The organism is Streptodolium elevatio, assembly GCF_040649515.1.
In the GTDB taxonomy this organism is placed as follows: Bacteria; Actinomycetota; Actinomycetes; order Streptomycetales; family Streptomycetaceae; genus Yinghuangia; species Yinghuangia elevatio.
Window position 1 is genome coordinate 13,597 of record NZ_JBEZFP010000045.1, and the last position, 19,176, is coordinate 32,772.

19 protein-coding genes and 1 pseudogene are annotated in these 19,176 nt (G+C 70.9%); 6 read left to right on the plus strand and 14 right to left on the minus strand.

Features of this window, described 5'->3' with window-relative positions; all coding sequences use genetic code 11:
- Positions 1-21: 21 nt before the first annotated feature.
- Both AB0C36_RS18760 and AB0C36_RS18765 read right to left on the minus strand, forming a co-directional pair.
- Positions 22-1,593 carry a hypothetical protein gene (locus AB0C36_RS18760; RefSeq protein WP_358355390.1) on the minus strand — a complete coding sequence of 524 codons (1,572 nt, stop codon included), beginning with the start codon at positions 1,591-1,593 and terminating at the stop codon, positions 22-24.
- Between the two features lie 497 nt (positions 1,594-2,090).
- Positions 2,091-2,231, minus strand: a complete 141-nt coding sequence (locus AB0C36_RS18765; RefSeq protein WP_358355391.1) for a hypothetical protein — start codon at positions 2,229-2,231, stop codon at positions 2,091-2,093.
- Here AB0C36_RS18765 and AB0C36_RS18770 point away from each other — a divergent pair.
- Complete coding sequence (locus AB0C36_RS18770) at positions 2,230-3,108, plus strand: DUF72 domain-containing protein (RefSeq protein ID WP_358355392.1); 879 nt, start codon at positions 2,230-2,232, stop codon at positions 3,106-3,108. The genes AB0C36_RS18765 and AB0C36_RS18770 overlap by 2 nt on opposite strands.
- Before the next feature lie 69 nt (positions 3,109-3,177).
- On the opposite strand, the gene AB0C36_RS18775 is transcribed toward AB0C36_RS18770, so the two are convergent.
- The 4 genes from AB0C36_RS18775 to AB0C36_RS18790 all read right to left on the minus strand — a co-directional run bounded on the left by AB0C36_RS18775 (position 3,178) and on the right by AB0C36_RS18790 (position 6,711).
- A complete protein-coding gene (locus tag AB0C36_RS18775) occupies positions 3,178-3,915 on the minus strand; it encodes a polysaccharide deacetylase family protein (RefSeq protein WP_358355394.1) in 738 nt (245 codons plus the stop codon).
- Between the two features lie 74 nt (positions 3,916-3,989).
- Positions 3,990-4,145 carry a hypothetical protein gene (locus AB0C36_RS18780; RefSeq protein ID WP_358355395.1) on the minus strand — a complete coding sequence of 52 codons (156 nt, stop codon included), beginning with the start codon at positions 4,143-4,145 and terminating at the stop codon, positions 3,990-3,992.
- A 1-nt stretch (position 4,146) separates the two neighbouring features.
- Positions 4,147-5,499: a glycosyltransferase family 2 protein gene (locus AB0C36_RS18785; protein ID WP_358355397.1), complete on the minus strand. Its 1,353-nt coding sequence runs from the start codon at positions 5,497-5,499 to the stop codon at positions 4,147-4,149.
- Between the two features lie 720 nt (positions 5,500-6,219).
- The gene (locus tag AB0C36_RS18790) at positions 6,220-6,711 is read right to left on the minus strand and encodes an ArsI/CadI family heavy metal resistance metalloenzyme (protein ID WP_358355399.1); all 492 of its coding nucleotides are present in this window, start codon (positions 6,709-6,711) and stop codon (positions 6,220-6,222) included.
- A gap of 273 nt (positions 6,712-6,984) precedes the next feature.
- On the opposite strand from AB0C36_RS18790, the gene AB0C36_RS18795 reads away from it, so the two are divergent.
- Positions 6,985-7,359, plus strand: a complete 375-nt coding sequence (locus tag AB0C36_RS18795; RefSeq protein ID WP_358355401.1) for an ArsR/SmtB family transcription factor — start codon at positions 6,985-6,987, stop codon at positions 7,357-7,359.
- A 52-nt stretch (positions 7,360-7,411) separates the two neighbouring features.
- Here the strand turns inward: AB0C36_RS18795 and arsB are convergent, their stop codons facing one another.
- Positions 7,412-8,515, minus strand: a complete 1,104-nt coding sequence (gene arsB, locus AB0C36_RS18800) for an ACR3 family arsenite efflux transporter (RefSeq protein WP_358355403.1) — start codon at positions 8,513-8,515, stop codon at positions 7,412-7,414.
- The gene (locus AB0C36_RS18805) at positions 8,512-8,826 is read right to left on the minus strand and encodes an ArsR/SmtB family transcription factor (RefSeq protein ID WP_358355405.1); all 315 of its coding nucleotides are present in this window, start codon (positions 8,824-8,826) and stop codon (positions 8,512-8,514) included. The genes arsB and AB0C36_RS18805 overlap by 4 nt, the downstream gene beginning before the upstream one ends.
- A 148-nt stretch (positions 8,827-8,974) precedes the next feature.
- Here AB0C36_RS18805 and AB0C36_RS18810 point away from each other — a divergent pair, with 148 nt between their 5' ends.
- Together AB0C36_RS18810 and AB0C36_RS18815 are read left to right on the plus strand one after the other, a co-directional pair.
- Complete coding sequence (locus tag AB0C36_RS18810; protein ID WP_358355407.1) at positions 8,975-9,385, plus strand: arsenate reductase ArsC; 411 nt, start codon at positions 8,975-8,977, stop codon at positions 9,383-9,385.
- Positions 9,386-9,663: 278 nt separating this feature from the next.
- Positions 9,664-10,020 carry an ArsR/SmtB family transcription factor gene (locus AB0C36_RS18815; RefSeq protein ID WP_358355409.1) on the plus strand — a complete coding sequence of 119 codons (357 nt, stop codon included), beginning with the start codon at positions 9,664-9,666 and terminating at the stop codon, positions 10,018-10,020.
- 27 nt (positions 10,021-10,047) lie between these two features.
- Here the strand turns inward: AB0C36_RS18815 and AB0C36_RS18820 are convergent.
- A pseudogene (locus tag AB0C36_RS18820) lies at positions 10,048-10,164 on the minus strand (methyltransferase domain-containing protein); the annotation flags it as partial.
- Positions 10,165-10,267: 103 nt separating this feature from the next.
- Between AB0C36_RS18820 and AB0C36_RS18825 the strand changes: the two are divergent.
- The gene (locus AB0C36_RS18825; protein WP_358355450.1) at positions 10,268-10,738 is read left to right on the plus strand and encodes a GNAT family N-acetyltransferase; all 471 of its coding nucleotides are present in this window, start codon (positions 10,268-10,270) and stop codon (positions 10,736-10,738) included.
- Positions 10,739-10,902: 164 nt separating this feature from the next.
- Here the strand turns inward: AB0C36_RS18825 and AB0C36_RS18830 are convergent, their stop codons facing one another.
- From AB0C36_RS18830 to AB0C36_RS18850, 5 genes are all read right to left on the minus strand, one after another.
- Positions 10,903-13,044: a PIG-L family deacetylase gene (locus AB0C36_RS18830; protein WP_358355410.1), complete on the minus strand. Its 2,142-nt coding sequence runs from the start codon at positions 13,042-13,044 to the stop codon at positions 10,903-10,905.
- 268 nt (positions 13,045-13,312) lie between these two features.
- Positions 13,313-14,080 carry an LPXTG cell wall anchor domain-containing protein gene (locus tag AB0C36_RS18835; RefSeq protein WP_358355411.1) on the minus strand — a complete coding sequence of 256 codons (768 nt, stop codon included), beginning with the start codon at positions 14,078-14,080 and terminating at the stop codon, positions 13,313-13,315.
- Positions 14,081-14,375: 295 nt separating this feature from the next.
- Entirely contained in the window at positions 14,376-16,514 is a 2,139-nt protein-coding gene (locus AB0C36_RS18840; protein ID WP_358355413.1) for a bifunctional polysaccharide deacetylase/glycosyltransferase family 2 protein, read from the minus strand.
- Positions 16,515-17,051 (minus strand): NADH-quinone oxidoreductase subunit E, encoded by a 537-nt coding sequence (locus AB0C36_RS18845; RefSeq protein ID WP_358355414.1) that lies wholly within the window; start codon positions 17,049-17,051, stop codon positions 16,515-16,517. It lies immediately after the preceding gene.
- Positions 17,035-17,784, minus strand: a complete 750-nt coding sequence (locus tag AB0C36_RS18850; protein WP_358355415.1) for an outer membrane protein assembly factor BamB family protein — start codon at positions 17,782-17,784, stop codon at positions 17,035-17,037. The genes AB0C36_RS18845 and AB0C36_RS18850 overlap by 17 nt, the downstream gene beginning before the upstream one ends.
- Before the next feature lie 243 nt (positions 17,785-18,027).
- On the opposite strand from AB0C36_RS18850, the gene AB0C36_RS18855 reads away from it, so the two are divergent.
- Positions 18,028-18,621: a hypothetical protein gene (locus tag AB0C36_RS18855; protein WP_358355417.1), complete on the plus strand. Its 594-nt coding sequence runs from the start codon at positions 18,028-18,030 to the stop codon at positions 18,619-18,621.
- Positions 18,622-19,176 lie beyond the last annotated feature (555 nt).

The following is a 19,176-nucleotide window of genomic DNA, read 5'->3' on the forward strand; positions in this document are numbered from 1 at the left end:
AGTGTCTCTCGGCCGCGAATCTCATGTTCCGCAGCCGTCCGGGACGAAGTAACTGGAGGTGATCCGGTAGACCCCGGGGCGCGAAGCGGTCAGTTGTATCCACGGGCCGCTCGCGCGCAGGCAGGCGCCGTCGGCGTACAGCCAACGCGAGTAGGCGGCACGCACGGTGACCGTTCCCGGGCGGGGCATGTTGAGCACGATGTCGGCGTCGCCGGCGCGGAGCACCTCGGCGGGGGCGCTGGCCAGCGGCACGGCGTCCCGGACGCGGAAGACGGTCCAGTAGGCGTCGTTCCAGACCGGCTCCAGCCAGGAACTCAGGCGGCCGGACCGGATCAATGCGGCCTCGGTCCTGGCGTAGCCGTCCGGTGGAGCGTGCGGCAGGACGACATAGCCGACCGCCCACTCGTTCAGCCACGCCCGATAGCTCGCCTCGTGGAGCTCCTCGGAGTAGAACAACCGGCCGCGCTCCATGTCGAGTTGGCGGTTCCAGCCGCGTACCGCCTGGAAATGCCGGGCGAACACCGGCGCCTCGCGGTGCGAGCCGGTGGGGACCACTTCGACACGGCCGCGGTACGCGCCCAGCCGGTCCAATTCGGCGATGACGCCGGCGGTGTGCCGCGACCAGCCCGGCACCTCGGTATGCGACTCCACGTCTCTGGCGGTCGCAACCACCGTCCAGATCACGCACATCGCCAGCCCCGCGGCACAAAAGCGTGTGCGGTACGACGCGTCACCACCGACTCGGAGCAAGGACCTCCGAGGATGCGGGCTTCGCCGTCGCCGCTCGAACCAGATTGCGAGCAGCGCGGGCGCGCCGAAAAGCGCGGCCAGGCGCTCGACGTTGGTGCCCACCGGCGACGGAATCAGCCAGGTCAGCACCACACCGACGGCGTAGACCGCGGCGCCGGCCCGCAGCACGCGCCAGTCGCGCGGTGCCGCCAACGCCACCACCACCCCGGCCAGGGCAGGCAAGATGATCCGCTCGGCCCCCATGGGCTGTTGGCCGTGGGACGGGAACAGCGCGCTCACCAACCCGCCGACCACTCCTGTCGGTACGGTCAGGGCCAGGCCTGTCGCCCACTGCCGGTCGAGCAGGAACCCCGCGCCCGCCACGAGAAGGAACAGGCCGGCCACGGGGCTGAACAGCACGGTCAGCGCCGTCCCCACGACCCCCGCGACGACCCGCCACACAGGTGTACGCCGCACCATGAGGACCAGCAAGGTGCCCAGCGCGCTTGCGACACCGAGAGCGAACGTGGCGCGGCCCGAGACGACGTTCGCCCACAGCGCCAGCGCCCCTGCCAGCACCGGCCACGTCGGCACGTTCCGGGTGGTACGCACCAACAGCGCGGCCAGCAGCCAGGTAGCGGTCAACCCACTGAGGGCGGCAAGGGTGCGGACTCCGAGCAACGCCATCAGCGGCGGCGAGAGGACGCTGTAGCTGCCGACGTGGATCCCGCCGTACCAGAACAGGCCGTACGGGGTGCCCGGATGCCGTACCGCGAACTCCGCCCACGAGTACTGAGCCGCGAGATCACCGCCACCGGTGGCCAGCAGCAGGCCCCATCCCACGTACAGAGGCAATGCGAGCACAACCGCCACATGGCATATCCGCCACCGGGAGGGGGAGACGCCGGACGGCTTCGCGGGCTCGGGGTCCCCGCCGAGACGCGCACTGGACGCGCCGCCACGCGCGCTGGGCACCTGGCCCAGGCGACCACCGAGCCGTTCGCCGGATGCGGCGCCGACAAGCGCCGTCGCGGTGCGGCCGCCCTCGCCTCCGAACGCCGACCGACGCGGGACCGGTCCCCACCTCCGGCGACGCGGTCGTGCGAAACGATCCTGGCCGACGCCCCCGCGCGGCTCGCTCATGACAGGTTCCTCACAGGCACAACTGGGCTCCGCAACCGCTGGACGGATGCGGAGCCTGCTCAAGCATCAGGATGACGCATGAAGACTATTTGGCAACGCGCGCTGCGGGGCGCCCGGGGGCGGACCGGGCTCGATCAAGAGGCGGCCGGCGGCTGTGCCGGGACGCCGCCGCTCGGGCGGCAAGGGTCAAGAACCAGCCGGGTCCAGCCCGATGGACCTCATCGGCCGCCGACGGCCCCAAGAACAAGAATGACGGGACGCGAGGCGGCAAGTCCGGCGAACAGACCGGCAAACCTGTGAAACAGCGCCGCCCGATCACGACTGCGCATAGCAGCAATATCGGGGTAGTTGGCGCTCATGGATCGCATATCGGTGGGCACATGTTCCTGGACCGACGCCGCCCTCATAACCAGTGGCTGGTATCCACCTGAATGCAGCACGGCGGAGGCCCGACTGCGGTACTACACAAAGCAGTTCGACGTGGTGGAGGTGGATGCGACGTACTACTCGCTACCCAGTGCACGTAATAGCGAGTTGTGGGTCGAGCGAACACCGGACACGTTTGCCTTCGACGTCAAGGTGTTCTCGTTGCTCACCGGCCATCCCACCCGGCCGAGATCTCTGCCGCCGGAGTTGCGTGCGCCGATGCAGCACTGGCCGGGCCGGGCCGACCCTCGTCTGCTGGACGAGATCTGGCAGCGTTTCAGCGGTGCGCTGCGGCCGCTCCGCGACGCCGGACGCCTCGGTTCGGTGCTCTTCCAGTTCCCGCCCTCGTTCGCTCCCGGCCCTGATGCCACGCAATTCCTCGTCGATTGCGTGGAACGGGCCGGAGACTGGCCGCTGGCCGTCGAGTTCCGTCACCCCGCCTGGTGGTCCGACGCCAACGCCGATACGACGCAGGAGCTTCTCAGGCGCTTGGACGTCAGCGCAGTCGCCGTCGACATGACACAGACGCTGTCCACATCCATCCCGCCCGTCGCGACGGTCACCGCGTCCCGACTCGCGGTGGTCCGTTTCCACGGGCGCAGCCCGGCCTGGGGAACCGGCTCCAAGGAAGACCGGTTCCGCCACACCTACTCGGTCGCCGAACTCGCCGAATGGGTCCCACGGTTGCACGGTTTGGCCGAGAGCGCCGACCACGTGCACGTGTTGTTCAACAACTGCTGCGCCGATGCATCCGTGCGGGCGGCCGAAGCCATGGACCGACTCCTGCACGGCGACCGGAAGAGCGCGTGAGAGCGGCGAGTGCGCGGAACTCCCAGAGCCTGCAAAGCTGAAGCGGGACTTTGACGCATCCGTCGCGCTTCACCAGTGCGCTGCGGTGGCGTGGTATGTGGTGCCGGGCCACGCCTCGACCGGCGTCGCCGACGGCACGATCTTGCCGGCGCACAGACCGCGCTCGGCGAGCCCGACGACAATGCGCGGAATCGCCGCGAGCGTCGTCTCGTATCCCTCGTGCAGCAGGATGATGCCGCCCGGCCCGACCTGGAGGGCGTTGTCCGCGATCTCTTGTGCCGAGATGCCGTTGTAGTCGAACGAGTCGGCGGTCCACAGCACTTCGGTCATGCCGAGGGTGGCCGCGTCAGCTCGGATCTGCGCGTTGGTACGGCCATACGGCGGGCGGAAGAGCGTCGGGGCGGTCCCGGTCTGCGCTTGGAGGATCTGGTTGGTGCCGAGGAGTTCGTTGAACGCGTCGGGCTCGCCGAGTTCGTCGAGGAACGGGTGCGAGTAGCTGTGGTTGGCGATCCAGTGCCCGTTCTGCGCGAGCTGGTCGACGTACTGCGGGTACTCCTGCGCGTGTGCGCCGGTGAGGAAGAACGTCGCCTTGACCCACCCTGCGTCGTACAGGGCCTGCACGTACGCGGGGGTCAGCGGGCTGGGGCCGTCGTCGAAGCTGATCGCGACGAATCCGTTGGCACACGGTTCCGCGGCCGACGCGGCGGGCGCCGGTCCGGTGACGAGCAGGCTGACGGCGGCCGACAGCGCGAGCAGCCCGGTCGTGAGGCGGCGCCGGACAAGGCCGGCGCGCGAAGCGGAGGACATCGGTACCTGACCCTTGGGTTCGGAGGACGGGACCGGCCCGCGGGTCCGCAGACGCCGCAGGCCGGTACGGGGCGTCAGCGGGTGCGCGCGGGCGCGATCCGCTTGAGCGCGAGGCCTGCGCTGAGCAGCGTGAACGCCGCCACGAAGGCCCACACCAGGCTGACCGCTCCGGTCGCGGCCAGGGCACCGCCGGTTCCGGCCGCTGCGGCCCCAGTGCTCACGTTGTACACGTCACCACTTCCTTTCCTTGTTGCGTACGGCATCCCAGAACGCTTTCGCCTGGGCGGCTTGGAGGAACAGGTCGAACGCCATCTCGACGACGATGAGCGCGCCGAGAAGCATCTGCAGCGGCCCGCGGCTGCGCACGGTCACCGCGCGTTCCACGGAGAAGATCACCGTCACGACCATCCAGACCGGCTGCACCGTGACGTGCCCGGTGGCGATCAGCGAATAGAGGAGCGACGACAGGTAGATGACGATGACCAGCAGGCCGACGAGGGCCAGGGCCTGGCGCCCCCAGTAGCCGCGGGTGACACGTGTCCACCCGTAGTCGGTGAGGTTCTCCAAGGCGCCGCGCTTCCACCGCAGGCGCTGGTTGAACAGGTCGCGCCAGGTGAGCATCACCTCGGTCTCCAGCGTGCACTTGGGCGGGCAGATGATCCGCAGCCCCAGGTGCAGGATGGCCAGCGTGAGCTCGTTGTCCTCGGTCAGCACGCGGGTGTCGTAGACCTGCGGGCTGCCGGGAAGTTCGCGCGAGCGCCGGGCCTCGACGACCTCTCGCAGCGCGAGGGCACGGAACAGCGTCGCGGTGCCGGTAAGCACGAGCGCCTTGCCTTGCAGGCGCTGCACGTCGCGGACGTACCTGGCGTACTCGTTGCGCTGCAACATGCCGACGAACCCGCCGCCGGGCTTGCCGGTGAAGGTGCCGCCGACACCGCCCCAGTTACCGGTAGCCAGGCGCTCCAGGCCGTGGCTGAGGAACTCGCGGCCGAGCGTCGAGTCGGCGTCCATGACCAGGATCGCGTCGAGCGGGCCGAGTTCCGGCAGGATCCGGTCCAGGACCTGGTTGAGGCCGCCGGCTTTCTTGTGCTTGTTCCCGATCGTCTCGTAGACGTCGACGCCCATGCCACGGGCGATCTCGACGGTCCGGTCGGAGCAGTTGTCGGCGATGACGACGATGCGCTCGGGAGGGCGCTTCTGCGCCAGCAGCGACTGGATCGTGTCGGCGATCTGGTCCTGTTCGTTGTGCGCGGGGACGAGCGCGGTGATGCGCATCTCCGCGACGTCGACGGCGGGCAGCGAGCGCCGCCTACGGCGCTTGGTGCGCAACCGGAACGGTTCCGCCTTGCGTGGCGCGTGCTTGCCCCGCGAGCCCCGAGGCCTTGCCGCGGCCGCCTGGTGGGAGTTCGGCGTCTTCGCCTCGGGCTGGGCCGGAGGGCTGTCGAGCCCGACCGGGCGAGTCAGAACGGCTGTGGAGGTGTCCTCGGACAGTCCCGTGAATGCGGCGCGGGCCGCGCCCGAGCCCGGCCGGAACCAGGCGTCGGGTATCGGGTCGGCGAAGGGCCGTGTGCCCGCCGGCTGCATATGTTGGTCCAATTCCCCACCCCGGTGATACGACCGCCCCGCCGAAAGACGGTTGGGAAAAGCCGGGGAAACAGGAATGCGGAAATTATGCGCCGAAGCGCCACCTCGCGCGAGTAGGAGGGAACGACGTGCCACACCCATAGGGCGCTCCCCTGGCACACCGATCAGGAAAATTATGAGGGGCTACAGGCGCGCGTGTAAACGTGATCGCGATCACCGGCAGCCGCAGGGTCGGAGAGTGCGATGGCAATCGACGCCTGCAAGTGAAAGATCTTCTCGGGCAGTTCATGCGCAAGCGCAGGGCGCAACCGGCGCAGGCCCCGTGCCGATCTCCGCAGACCGGGACGGCGACTGGTCGACCTCCCAGGACAAGCCGGGCGTCAGTCCCGGACGGTCGGAGGGTTCCAACCGGGCAAGTCGGCCCCGTCCGAGATCACCAGTCTCGGAGAGGCCGGGACGACACCGGGAAGGCCCCGGTCGGTTCCGGCCCACTCTGCGGCCAAGGCGTTGAAAATCGGCGTGTCCGGATCGGCGGCGGCCAGACGGCGCCGACGGGCGCGCTCGGTGCGCCGGTCATGCGGCGGGGGCAACGTCATACCGGGGTCAACGACGCCGGCCGCCTCAGGACGCGCTCCACACGAGAAGGCGCAATGCCGGTCTTCGCGCATACGCCGGCCCCCCGCACCGGGGTACGGGGGGCCGGGCGGGAGCGGTCGGCGATCAGCAACAGCCACCGGAGTTCGCGGGCGCGAGGTCGATCAGGTTCGACGCTTCGGCGGGCACCGGGACGCCGCTGTCGGTGGAGGGCAGGCAGCAGGCCGAGTCTTCGTTCTTGGCCATCTGGTCGGCATCGCCCTTGACGACGTAGACCTCCCACGGCTCCTGACCGGGGCCGTGCACCCACACCTTGTCCTGGACCGCGTAGCAGCACGCGGTGTCGTTCTCCTCCAGGGTCGCCAGGCCGACGTCGGCAAGGCGGGTGGTCGCGGCGGTGACCTGGTCGGTGGACTCGACCTCGACGCCGAGGTGGTCCATGACAGTCGGCTCGCCGTCCGCGCCCTGGATCAGGACGAGTTTGAGCGGGGGCTCGGCGACGGCGAAGTTGGCATAGCCGTCGCGGAGCTTGGCCGGCTCGGTGTTGAACAGTTTGCTGTAGAAAGCGATCGAGGCGTCGAGATCGGCGACGCGCAGGGCCAGCTGGACACGGGACATGGTGGGAACCTCCTGGATCAGATGCGGAGTTGGTCGGGGTCGGTCGGTGCGATTGAAGGCGCCGGGTTCATCTGTGATGCGGGTGGCCGTCAGAATGCGCCGCGAATGACGGTGCGACTGCGACTGCGACCGCGACTGTGGCGAGCGTCCGGCGGATGCGGCTGACGGCGTTGCCCATGGGTCCCCTGAAGTCCGTGCGGTCGACACCTCGGTATTGACGTCTGTCGATATCGGCACCTTGCCACCGGCATCGGCGCCTGTCAATATTGATACATGTCGAATCTGAAGGAGCTGCCGGTCCTGCAGCCCGGCACGATCGCCGACGCGACGGGGGCAGCCGTGGTGCCGTGCTGCGCTCCGTTGTCGCGCGAGCCGCTGGGGGCGGAGGACGCGGAGCGGGTGGCGGTGATGTTCAAGGCGCTCGGGGACCCGGTCCGCCTGCGGTTGTTCTCGCAGATCGCCTCGCACCCGGGCGGGGAGGCGTGCGTATGCGACATCCAGGACGTGGGCGTCTCGCAGCCGACCGTGAGCCACCACCTGAAGAAGCTGCGCGACGCGGGGCTGGTCACCTCCGAGCGGCGCGGCTCGTGGGTGTACTACAAGGTCACCCCGAGCGTGGTCGCCGCCCTCGGCGGCGTGCTGCGATAGGCGTGCCGCCCGGGCACCTGCAGCGGAAGGCGCACGACGAGGGGCGACACGGTCAGGCCGGCGGCCGAGCGGTGTACCGCTTGCGCAGGGCGAGCGAGACGTACACCAGGGCGACGAGGACCGGGACTTCTATGAGCGGTCCGACCACGCCGGCGAGGGCTTGGCCGGAAGTGACGCCGAAGGTGCCGATCGCCACCGCGATGGCGAGTTCGAAGTTGTTGCCGGCTGCGGTGAAGGCCAAGGTGGCGGTGCGGTCGTACGGGAGACCGATCGCGCGGCCGATTGCATAGGAGCCGAACCACATGACCGCGAAGTAGATCAAAAGCGGCAGAGCGATGCGGGCGACGTCGCCGGGTTCGGAGGTGATGGTGTCGCCCTGAAGGGCGAACAGGATCACGATCGTGAAGAGCAGCCCGTACAGCGCGACCGACCCGATCTTCGGGAGGAATTCCGTTTCGTACCAGTCGCGGCCCTTGGCCTTCTCGCCCTGGCGGCGGGTGAGGTATCCGGCGAGGAGGGGGACGCCGAGGAAGACGACGACGTTGGCGGCGATCTTCCAGAAGGAGACGTCGAGGTGCTCGCCGTCGCCCAGGCCGAGCCAGCCGGGCAGCAGGTCGAGGTAGAACCAGCCGAGCACGCCGAACATGACGACCTGGAAGACGGAGTTGAGGGCAACCAGGACGGCGGCCGCCTCGCGGTCGCCGCACGCGAGGTCGTTCCAGATGACGACCATCGCGATGCAGCGGGCCAGTCCGACGATGATCAGGCCGGTGCGGTATTCGGGCAGGTCCGACAGGAACGTCCAGGCGAGCGCGAACATCACCGCCGGGCCGATGACCCAGTTGACGGCCAGCGAGGAGGCCATGAGTTTGCGGTCGCCGGTGACGGCGTCGAGCTTGTCGTAGCGGACCTTGGCGAGCACCGGGTACATCATCAGCAGCAGGCCGAGCGCGATCGGCAGGGAGATCCCGCCGACCTCGACCTGGCCCAACCCGTCGTCCAGGCCCGGGATGAGCTTGCCCAACCCCAGACCAACGGCCATGGCGACGCCGATCCACACCGGAAGGAACCGGTCCAGTGTGGACAGCTTCGCAACAACCGCGCCGGCGCCCGGGTCGGCGGAGGCGTCGGCGCGTCCGGGATCGGTGGTGGTCACGAGCAGGGCCTCTTCCGGTCCGAGGAAGCGGTCTGGGCTGCGGCCTCGGCCAGCCGGCCGAGCGATGCGGCGAGACTGCCGACGACGTCGGCCTTGAGCCGGTAATAGAGGAACCGGCCGCACGGCTCGGTGTCGACCAGCCCGGCCTCGCGCAGCACCTTGAGGTGGTTGGACAGGTTCGTCTGCTTGGCGCCGGTCTCCTCGACCAGGTGGCACACGCACAGCGCCTCGCGGGCCAGCAGCTGCGCGATGCGCATCCGCAGCGGATCCGCCAGCACCTTCAACATATCAGCATCAACTGACATCACCATGTGCTGATACGTTACGCGGGTCGGGTCCGGAAAGCGAACCCCTCGACGGACACCCGGGCATGGACCACCGCGCCCTGCCCGCCGAACCGACCGCCGCCTGAACCGCGCACGCCATACCCGCGCAATCCTCCCGAGAGGACCACCCCCTATGCCGGAGAAGCCGTCCGTACTGTTCGTCTGCGTCCACAACGCGGGTCGCTCCCAGATGGCCGCGGGCTTCTTGCGCCACCTCGGCGGCGACCGCGTCGAAGTCCGCTCCGCCGGGTCCGTGCCAGGCGACCAGGTCAACCCCGTGGCCGTCGAGGCGATGAAGGATGTCGGCATCGACATCGCCGACCAGACCCCCCAAGTTCTGACCACCGAGGCGGTCCAGGCGTCCGACGTCGTCATCACCATGGGCTGCGGCGACGCCTGTCCGGTCTTCCCCGGCAAGCGCCACCTCGACTGGGCGCTCGACGACCCCGCCGGGCAAGGCATCGACGCCGTACGCCCGATCCGCGACGACATCGAGCAGCGCATCCGCGCCCTGCTGACCGAACTCCTGCCCGAGGGGCGGTAGCCGCCCCTGCCGGGCAACCGCCCCTGTCGGGCGCCAAGGCAATTCGTCGGCACGGGCGCACAGTTCGCGGCCACCGTCCGCCCATGAACCGCCGCCCCGGGGCAGACGACACGACCAGCACCGCGGCCCGCCCCGGGCCGTACATGGCGGGCTCGAGAGGCGCCGGACGGCGAACACCCACCGCCGCGGACTCCACACGCCATCTGTGATCTACCGGGGCCGTTCAGGCGCCATCAGGGGTCGCCTGCCTGCCATCAATCGACTATCGTCGATTGACGATGAAAGATCCTGTGCCCCAGCTGCGACTCCTCGACGCGGACACGGCCGCGACCTACGCGTCCTGGTTCAAGGCACTCGCCGACCCCACCCGGGTCCGGCTGGTGAACCTGCTCGCGGTGGAGCTGCGCCCGATGAGCGTCGGCGAGATCGTCGAACGCTCCGAGGTCGGCCAGTCCACTGTCTCCCACCACCTCAAGCAGCTCGCCGAGGTGCGGTTCGTACTCGCCGAGAAGCGCGGGACAGCCGTGTACTACCAGGTCAACGAACACTGCCTGGCCTGCTTCCCCAGCGCCGCTGACGCCGTCATGGGCCACCCTGCCCCCGACCCGGCGGCAGTCCCCTGCGAGGAGCCGTAGATGGACGAAGAAGACAATGACGCACTTGGAGATGACCACGTCCACGCTTGCATCCGGGGGCGGGATGTACTTGATCCGGCCCTGGAGGAACTCGACGTTGTCGACGCCCACTTCGGCGGCGTGCCTGCGGGCCAGGTCGAGCATCTCTCTGCCATGGCCTGACTGCGGTCAGCGTCCGCGCCCAGCGGCCGGAGGAGAGGTGACCGCCTCCACCTCCCCGACCGCTACGACCGTCACCGTCGCCGCAATGTGCCCTGAACACGCCGACCAGGTCCTCGAGATCTACCAGGCGGGCATCGACACCGGGGACGCCACCTTCGAGACCGACGCTCCGCCCTGGGCCGCCTTCGACGCCGCCCGGCTCCCCGCCCACCGGCACGTCGCCCTCGACACCTCCGGCCGCGTCCTGGGATGGGTCGCCGCATCGCCCGTCTCCGAGCGCTGCGCATACGCCGGCGTCGTCGACCATTCCGTCTACGTCTCTCCTGACGCCCAGGGCCGCGGCGTCGGCCGTGCCCTCCTCGATGCGCTCATCGCCTCCACCGAGGCCGCCGGCATCTGGACGATCCAATCGGGTGTCTTCCCCGAGAACACTGCCAGCCTCGCCCTCCACGCACGTGCGGGATTCCGCGTCGTCGGCGTCCGCGAACGCCTCGGGTGTCGTGGCGGCGTATGGCGGGACGTCGTCCTGGTCGAACGCCGCTCCGCCGCCTTGTGACCCGAAACCTGTTCGGGGGAAGCCGGGTTCGCCGGGGATCGGTCTCGAACCGCCGTACGCGCGGCCTCCCGGACGCAACCTCGGACCCAAGGTGTCGCGGCAGTTCCCGGTCCTGGCCCCAGCGACCGCGACGCGTACCGGGCACAAAGGCCCGCCCGCGCCGCTCACCCCCGCGCCGCCGAACCCGAACCCGCCCCCGGCGAGCCGGCCGCGACCACCAGCGTGCCGTCCGTACGCAGCCCGGCGACGACCGTCCGGCCGCCGGCGTCCGTGGCGACCGCCGGGCCGACCACCACCGGCCCCGGAAGTGCCGGAAGTGCCGCCGCGGACACCGCACTTGACGGCGCCGCCGTCTGCACCGCCCCGTGGCAGGTACGGGCCGCCACCACGGGACCGGCCACCCCGCCGCCGTCCGCGGCCACCGCCCCGAACCCGGCCGGGTCCGCATCCGTCCCCGCGGTGGCCGGCAGCACGAACGGCTCCTCCCACCCCGCGCCCGGCGCGTGCTGGCGCACCACGACGACGCGCCCCGACCCTGCCTCCCGGTGCACCACCAGCAGGCGCCCTTCCGCGTCCCGCGCCACCGCGGGCGGCCCCACCGGCCGGTCGGCGGGCAGTTCGGCGTTGACGCGCACCGTCCCGTCGACGGCCTGGGACCAGCGGTGTACGGAGTCCCGCCCGGTGCCGAACACTTCGACGTGCCCGTCGGCCGCGGTCACGGCGGCCAGCCCCTCGACGACATCGCCGCCGCCGAGCGCGGTCCACGGACCCCAGCCGCCGTCCTTGCCGGCCCCGCTCGCCGACATCACCCGCGTCGACACGCCCTTGCTGTGGTCGCGCACGAATACATGCAGCCGACCGTCGCCGCCCGCGGCCGCGACCGGCTCGCCCACCCCGCGTCCGTCGGCGGCGCCGGGCGGACCGCCCGTCGGATCGGGCGCGCCGAGCGAGGACCAGCCGCCGAGCGCACCGCCGGGAACGGTCTCCACGGCGCCCACGATGTCCTGCCGTTGCGGACGCCCTTTGCCGCCGGGCGCGATGCGCAGCGCGAAGACGTGCATGCGCCCGTCGGGGGTGCGTACCAGTGCGAGCCCCGGCGCGAGCACGCCCTCTCCGGGGCCCGCGAACATCTCGGGGCCGTGCCATTCGCCGCTGCCGGGCGCCGACTCGCGCCACCGCGCGATGGCGCCGTCCACCACCGCCCAGGCGCTGAGCCGCCGGTCCGGTTCGGCGGCCAGCCAGAGGCCGCCCGCGGGATACCGGTACGTGGTGCTGCGCGGCCACGGCCCGTCGAGCGCCCGCCCGCCGACCTTGCGGTCGCCGCAGCCCGCGGGGTCCTTGCAGTAGTTCTCGCCGTCCGCCCACCCGTAGATGTCCAGCGGCCCGCGCTTCGCGGCGAGCGCGCCGGGCCCGAGGTTGGCCGGCCAGCGTTCGTTGTAATAGCCGCGGTACGCCGTCACCGTCACATGCCGGCCACCGCCCGGGCCCGCGTACTCGCGCAGCGCCTCCCACGCGAACAGCGCGGCGGCGGTGTGGTCCTGGTGGTCCGAGTGGTCGCCGAAGTCGGTGCCCCGCGGATGCCGGGCGTCGTGCACCTGGTGGTCGGGGTCGGGGTCCATGGTGCGGATCAGGGTCGGCCGTACCGTGCGGAGCAGGTCGGCGAGCGACGCGATCAGTTCGGCCCGGGTATAGGTGTACGGTCCGCCCGCCCGGCTGCCGTCCGGCACCAGGGTGCTCAGCTCCTTGCCGGAGCCGTCCCAGAGAGTGCGCAGCCGCGCCGTCCGGGACATGAACTTCTCCTGTTTGCTCGTGTTCAGGAAAAGCAGGCGCACGCGCGGGGCGGCCACCAGCGTGTCGAGTTCGGCCACGGCCCCGCCCCGTAGACGCACGCTCTGCCGGTGCCATGGGGAGCTCCGGTCGCCGGTGGCCATGGCCGCGTGCGCGGCGCGTGCGCCGTTGTTGCGGGCGGCCGCGTACGCGTTCGGATCGCGACGTGCGCCGGGACCGTTGCGGCCGTCCGACTCGCCCGCCGTCAGATACACGGTGACGGAGCCCGCGCCGGAGGCGATGGTGCGCGCCACGTCCGGGTTCATGAAGTACAGGTCGTCGTCCTGGTGCGCGACGAACTGCACGGCGGTCCCGGCAGGCGGCGGCGCACTGCCCAACTCGGCAAGCGGAACGACGTTCCGCGCCGCCTGTCGGGGATGCAGGTACGGGCGCACGGCCACGGCGGTCGCGGTCGCGACGAGCAGCGCGACGAGCACCGTGCCGACGAGGAAGCGCCGGGTACCGGGAGGCGGATTCACGAGCACGATTGTCGCGTGTCGCCACCCACCCCCGTGGCGCCCCCACCGCGTCGGCAGGCGAGCCCCCGCCCCACGGCGCCACCGCCTCCCGCGCAGCCCGCGATGGACGCCTGCACCACGATCTGGACCCGCGCCGCCTGAGCCGGTGCCGACCCCATCCCCGGCGGCCCGACCCGTCACCGCCCCAGGCGAACGCCGCGGCTGCGCATGCGTCGGGGCGGGGTGCGTAGCTCGCTCGCACCCCGCCCCGAAGTCACGCTTGCCGGTGTCAGGCCGCGTGATTGCCGCCGAGCCGGCGGCGCAGCAGGTAGCCCCCGCCGATCAAAGCGGCGGCGGCCGCGAGGATTCCGCCCACCGCGACGGCACCGGTCTGCGCGAGCGAACCGCCGTCACCGTCGGTCGTCGCGGGGGTCGAGGGCACCGGCGCCGCCGAGTCGGTCGTGGCCGGGCCCGGGGACGTCGGAGGCGCCTCGGTGCCGGGTGGCGTCGAGCTCGTGGTGGCCGGAGGCGGGGTCTTCGTACCCTCGGTCGGCGGCTTGCTCGTCGACGGTGTGGTGGGAGGCGCGGTGGTGACGGGGGGCTTGGTGGTGGGCGGGGCGGTCGTCGGCGGAGTGGTGGTCGGCGGCGTGCCGGGGCAGGCGTGCGACAGGTTGAACCACTTCACCTCGCCGCCCTTGACCTCGGCGACGGCAGAGGTCAGCGTGGCACCGACGGGCGAGGCCACGTACGCGTGCTTGTCGGTGGGCGCGTCGAACGACGTGACGACCTGCTCGCCGCCGGGCTGGAAGGTCACGGTCAGCTTGACGAAGACCGTGCCGTTCGTCGGCAGGACGAAGTGCCAGCCGTCTTTGTCCGCCGGAATGCCAGGACACTCGCCCGGCTTCACTCCGTCGTCCGTGGCCTTGATCGGGAGCGGCTGGTGCAGGGGCACGGTGTACGTGTCGCCGGCGGCAAGTGCCGGGGCGGCGGTGGCCAACACCGCGGCGGGCACCGCGAGGACGGCGGTGAAGCGCGCGGCTGTCGAGTGGAAAGACACGAAAGGCACCTCTGGTCGGGACGGGTGGCGGCCCATACTGGTGAGGTCTCGGTCCGGGCGCAGGAGGCCGTGCCGACGCGAGCGCGCTGCGTGGTGCGCGCGGGCGGCGACAGGTCTGCGGCTCGGGGGTCGAGGGCCCTCGGTGGAGGGCAGCCAAGATTGTCCGCCGCGAGATCACCGCGTCAAGCATGGTTTCGCCACTTCAGGCACGGTATTCCGATTTGCGGGCTATCGGCGCTGTAACGATTACGCCCAACGAAATCGTCCCGGAACGCTCCCTCACGGCTCGCCGAGTTCAGCCCGGCGGTTGCTGCGCGGTGGCGAGTTGGTCGGTGGCGGACCCCGTGCGGTGCATCCGGTGCCATCGCAGCCGGCTGCCGAGAACGGCGGTGACCACCGACTGGATGACGACGAGATACATCAACTGCCGGTAGACGAACTGCTGCAGCGGCAGCGTCCAGATCGGACCGAGCTTTTCCCTGTCGAGGCGCAGCGCGTACACCGCGGTGAGCACCTGCGCGAGCAGGAACGCGGTCCAGATGTACAGCGTGCGCCAGGGGTCGAGGAAAGCGATTCCGTACAGCGCGAACACGTCGACGACGGGGGCCAAGAGCGGGAGCAGCACCTGGAAGAGGAACAGGTACGGCAGGCCGCGGCGGCCGAGGTGACCGGCGGGACCGCGTTCGAGCACGGCGCGCCGGTGCTTCCACATGGCCTGCAGGGTGCCGTAGCACCAGCGGTAGCGCTGGCGCCAGAGCTGCCGGAGCGACTCGGGGGCCTCGGTCCAGGCGAGCGCGGTCTCCTCGTAGACCACACGCCAGCCGGTCCGGCACAGGGCCATCGTCAGGTCGGTGTCCTCGGCGAGGGTGTCCTCGCTGACGCCGCCGACACCGGTCAGAGCAGTGCGGCGGAATCCGCCGATGGCGCCGGGCACGGTCGGCATGCACTGCAGAACGTCGAACATGCGCCGGTCGAGGTTGAACCCGATCACGTACTCGAGGTGCTGCCAACGTCCCAGGATGCGGCGGCGGTTGCCGACCTTCGTGTTGCCGCTGACCGCACCGACCGCCGGATCGGCGAAGGGTTGGACGAGGCGGTGCACCGCGTCGGGCTCGAAGACGGTGTCGCCGTCGATCATCACGATCAGTTCGTGGCGGGCGCGGGCGATGCCGACGTTGAGTGCGGACGCCTTGCCGCCGTTGGGCTTGCGGATCACCACAACGCCGGGAAGGCCCAGAGCCGCCACGATGTCGGCGGTGCCGTCGTCGGAGCCGTCGTCGACGACGAGGATCTCCACGTCCGGATGCGTGGAGGCAACCAGAGACCGCACGGTCGCCTCGATGCCGGCCGCCTCGTTGTACGCGGGGACGATCACCGAGACCGGGTCCCAGACCTCCGGAAGCCGGTTGCGCCGCCGCTTGGCGCGGCGGACCCGGCGCACGTGCACCCGGGCCAGGACGACCAGGACCAGCAGCCGCAACACGGTCAGCGCACCGGCGACGGTGAGCACCCATGCCATGGCCACCGTGAACTGGTGCGCTCCGCGCTGCGCCCAGATCAGGGCGATGCCGCTGACCTTGGCACGGCCGGCCGCCTGTGGCTCGGGCGGCAGGCCGAGTCCCGCGGAGATGGTGGTGAACCGGTAGCCCTGGCCTTCCAGGTTCGCCAGGAGCAGGTCCAGCCCCTCCACGGTCTGGGCGCGGTCGCCACCGCCGTCGTGGAACATGATCACCGCACCGCGCCCGTCCCGCGGGGTCGCGGCCGCGGCGATGGCGTCGGCGCCCGGTCGGGTCCAGTCCTTGGAGTCCAGGTCGGTGGCCACGGTGAGGTAGCCGTCCTGCCCCGCCCGGCGGACCGCCTCCCACGTACCGCCGCACAGTGCCGCGGGAACCGAGGAGTACGGCGGGCGCAGCAACCGGACTTGGACGCCTGCCGCGCCCGCGAGGACATTGCGGGTGAGGGACAGTTCCAGGTCGGCGCGCCACGGAGGCACGTCGCCGAGTGCCGCGTGGGTGTAGGTGTGGGAGCCGATCTCGTGGCCCGCGTCGCGGACATCGCGCACCACGTCAGGGTGCGCCGCGGCGTCCGCGCCGACCATGAAGAACGTCCCCTTGGCCCCGTGCCGTGCCAGGACCTCCAGGACGCGGGGCGTCCAGGTCGGATCCGGGCCGTCGTCGAAGGTGAGCGCGACCGTCTTGGCCGGAAGTGCGGCCGATTCGGTGCGTTCGCCGTCGATACGTATTACCGGGCCGCCCGCGCGGACTGTGTCCGGAGCGGGAACACACGATGCACTCTCGGCACTGGTCCCCGAACGGCCCACCGCATGACGGGTGAAGCCCTCCAGCAACAGAGCGCACGCCACCACGAGAAGGACGAAGGCCAGCAGAACCCAGTGAGCACGGGCCTCGCGGCGCCGCGCCCGACGCCCGGCCACTCAGTTCCCGCCGGGCTTGTTGCTGTTCGCCGCGCTCGGACGGCGGGTCTGCCCCGGCGGAGCCGACGGGGCGTTGCCCGGCTTCGTCGTCGCGGTCGCAGGGGTGGGGCCGACGGAGGTTGACGCGTCTGCCGAGGGCGCGGCGGGAGTCGTCACGGGACCGCCGGCTGCTGTCGTCACGGGGCTCGTGGGGACGGTCGCCTGGCCGCCCGGTGCGGTGACCGGGACCACGGGGGAACGCCCGGCGCCTGCCGAGGGTTTGCCGGTCGCTCCCCCGGGCCCGCGCGTGGCACCCGGGGACGAAGGCTGCTCGTCCTTCCCCGAACCACTTTCCGTACCGCCGCTGTTGCCCTTGTCCTTGGCCGGTTCCTCGGCGACCCAAGGGGGCGTCCCGATCGGCGACGACGCGACCACGCCGGTGGCCAGCATTCCCAGGTAGCCCACCAGGGGTATGCAGGCACCGAGGGCGACGCGACGCGTCCACCGCTTCCGCCGACCCGTCTCGTCGACGAAAATCTGATCATCCGCTGACCCCATGGCGCCGCAGTTTAACCACCTTGGGCAACCCCACCACCCCAACCGGGCAGCCTTTTGCCGGGCGCGCTCCACCGCTTCCACAGGCATGCCCGGCAGATGCCGACTTCCGCGGAGCAGGCAGCCGCAGGAGCACCCGAGATTGCAGCCCACCCTCGCAACTCACGTAGACGGCACCTCCGGCGAAGCGCGGCGGGGCGGTGACATGGCGGTCGACGGCCATCCGCCACAGTTCGCGTCCGGTTGCCGGATCGCAGGCACTCACCGAACCTGCCCCCGTTCCGACATAGATGGCCCCGTTCGCGCAGGTCGCATGATGGAACCCCCCTTCGGGCGCGGGTTGCCTGCGCCACCGCACCGTCCCGGTGTCCGCGTCCAGAGCCATGAGATCCCCGCCGGTCACGAACACCGTCCGATCGACGACCACCGGTGTGCAGTCCGCGATGTCGGCGGTCGGCTGTTCCCATACGACGTCCCCCGTCGCAGGGTCCAGTGCCGATATACCCGCGCCCCCCACGTAGATCCTGCCGTGTGCGAACGCGGGGCTGACGGCCGCGGTTCCATAGCTGTCGAACGTCCAACGCACCGCCCCTTGGCGCAACTCCACAGGAGACCTCCCCGCCGATACCGGCTCGCGCCGCGCAGTTCCTCTGCCACATGCCACCGCCGACGCGCCGCCGGTCGCAAGGATGCCCAGCAACACCCGCCGCCGCGAAGGCCCCGGGACGGCCGCCACGGTACCGCCCGGTGGTTCGTGGTGATCTCAATGTCGGGAGAGCCCGGCACCGGCAACGAGTTCGCGGCACCTCACGACGGTGAACGCGGTGGTGCCGCAGCCGGTGGCTCGAGGTCGCACACCGTGTGTGAGGTGCGGCCCACAGCCGAACACGCGGCGTTTGAGGGATTCCCTGGCATCGGTGCCGTGCTTTCGCTGGTAGCGTCGCGACGCTTCCGGGAATGCGTACGAGGGGTTCGAACCATGCAGAGCCAGCCGAAGTGGGCGTGGTGGATCGTCGGGATCGTCATTCCGGTCATCGGGATCGTGGTGACCATCTGGGCCGCCAACCCCTCGTCGGACTCCGGCACGGCGGACGCCGGGACCGACCGGCCGCCGGCCGCGACCGGGACCGGTTCCGGTTCCCGGCCGGGGCCGACCGGGCCGCCGCAGGCCGCCCCGCCGGCGGCGGACGTACCGCGCAAGGTGCTCGTCGGTCCCGTCGAGGTGACCATCGACGGCGCCAAGAGCTACCTCGAACTGGACACCGTGCCGCCGATGGCGACGCAGTCCAACAAGAGCGCGGACGTCGTAGCGCTCGTCAACGTCGGCGACCCCAGCCTGCAATCCGAAGGCTCGACCAAGACCATCGGCCTCCTGCCCCCCGAAGGCGCCGACCCCGCCCCGGCGGACTGCGAAGAGGCCGTGGACAAGCGCGGCACCTACAACAGCGGCGAACTCGCCCGCGGAACCCGCCTGTGCGTCGAGACGGACGAAGGCCACATGGCTTACCTGCGCGTCGTCAGCGGCGTGTCCATCAGCGCACCCGTCCGCTTCCAAGTCACCGTGTGGGAATAGGGATTCAGCAGCACGCCGGTGCGCACGGGTGTAACGGCCTTCCTTCATGGACTCGTCCCGGCCGACCCGTGCCCGGCCTCGCGGAACCGCTCGATCATCGCTGCGGCAATCGGCGGTGTGGTTCGTGCTCAGCGCGGAAGCGAACGTGGAAAAACCCCGGTCGGCGGCCCATACGGCTACACCGAATCGGCGCCGGTGCCATGGCGGACGGTGAGCGCCGGGGTTCGCCGAGCCCCCGCCACGCAACGTGGTCTTCGTCCTCGCGGCCGCCGATCCCCGCATCCCGGACTAATCGGTACGCATGACCGCAGCGGCCTTCGACGAGGCCCGCGCCGAGCAGTACAGAGACAAGGCGAAGCCCGGCGGTGGCACCTGGCTCATCGAACAGAAAGGCAGCGGGCACTTTCCGGGCGGGAACGAACAGGCTGTCCTGTCCACCGTCCTGGGGCATCTCACCGGCCGGAACCAGGTCACTCAGCCGCCGCCAACACCGGCCCACCCGCCGGAGCCCCGCAGGTCGCGCAGGTCCCCGACCTCGCGCCGACGGTCCCCGCA

What these genes read in the sequence shown, in the direction of transcription:
- AB0C36_RS18770 (WP_358355392.1), top strand. Translation starts at nt 2,230, where the DNA reads ATGGATCGCATATCGGTGGGCACATGTTCCTGGACCGACGCCGCCCTC.
- AB0C36_RS18765 (WP_358355391.1), bottom strand. Translation starts at nt 2,231, where the DNA reads ATGAGCGCCAACTACCCCGATATTGCTGCTATGCGCAGTCGTGATCGG.
- AB0C36_RS18775 (WP_358355394.1), bottom strand. Translation starts at nt 3,915, where the DNA reads ATGTCCTCCGCTTCGCGCGCCGGCCTTGTCCGGCGCCGCCTCACGACC.
- AB0C36_RS18785 (WP_358355397.1), bottom strand. Translation starts at nt 5,499, where the DNA reads ATGCAGCCGGCGGGCACACGGCCCTTCGCCGACCCGATACCCGACGCC.
- AB0C36_RS18790 (WP_358355399.1), bottom strand. Translation starts at nt 6,711, where the DNA reads ATGTCCCGTGTCCAGCTGGCCCTGCGCGTCGCCGATCTCGACGCCTCG.
- AB0C36_RS18795 (WP_358355401.1), top strand. Translation starts at nt 6,985, where the DNA reads ATGTCGAATCTGAAGGAGCTGCCGGTCCTGCAGCCCGGCACGATCGCC.
- AB0C36_RS18805 (WP_358355405.1), bottom strand. Translation starts at nt 8,826, where the DNA reads ATGGTGATGTCAGTTGATGCTGATATGTTGAAGGTGCTGGCGGATCCG.
- AB0C36_RS18810 (WP_358355407.1), top strand. Translation starts at nt 8,975, where the DNA reads ATGCCGGAGAAGCCGTCCGTACTGTTCGTCTGCGTCCACAACGCGGGT.
- AB0C36_RS18815 (WP_358355409.1), top strand. Translation starts at nt 9,664, where the DNA reads ATGAAAGATCCTGTGCCCCAGCTGCGACTCCTCGACGCGGACACGGCC.
- AB0C36_RS18825 (WP_358355450.1), top strand. Translation starts at nt 10,268, where the DNA reads ATGTGCCCTGAACACGCCGACCAGGTCCTCGAGATCTACCAGGCGGGC.
- AB0C36_RS18845 (WP_358355414.1), bottom strand. Translation starts at nt 17,051, where the DNA reads ATGGGGTCAGCGGATGATCAGATTTTCGTCGACGAGACGGGTCGGCGG.
- AB0C36_RS18855 (WP_358355417.1), top strand. Translation starts at nt 18,028, where the DNA reads ATGCAGAGCCAGCCGAAGTGGGCGTGGTGGATCGTCGGGATCGTCATT.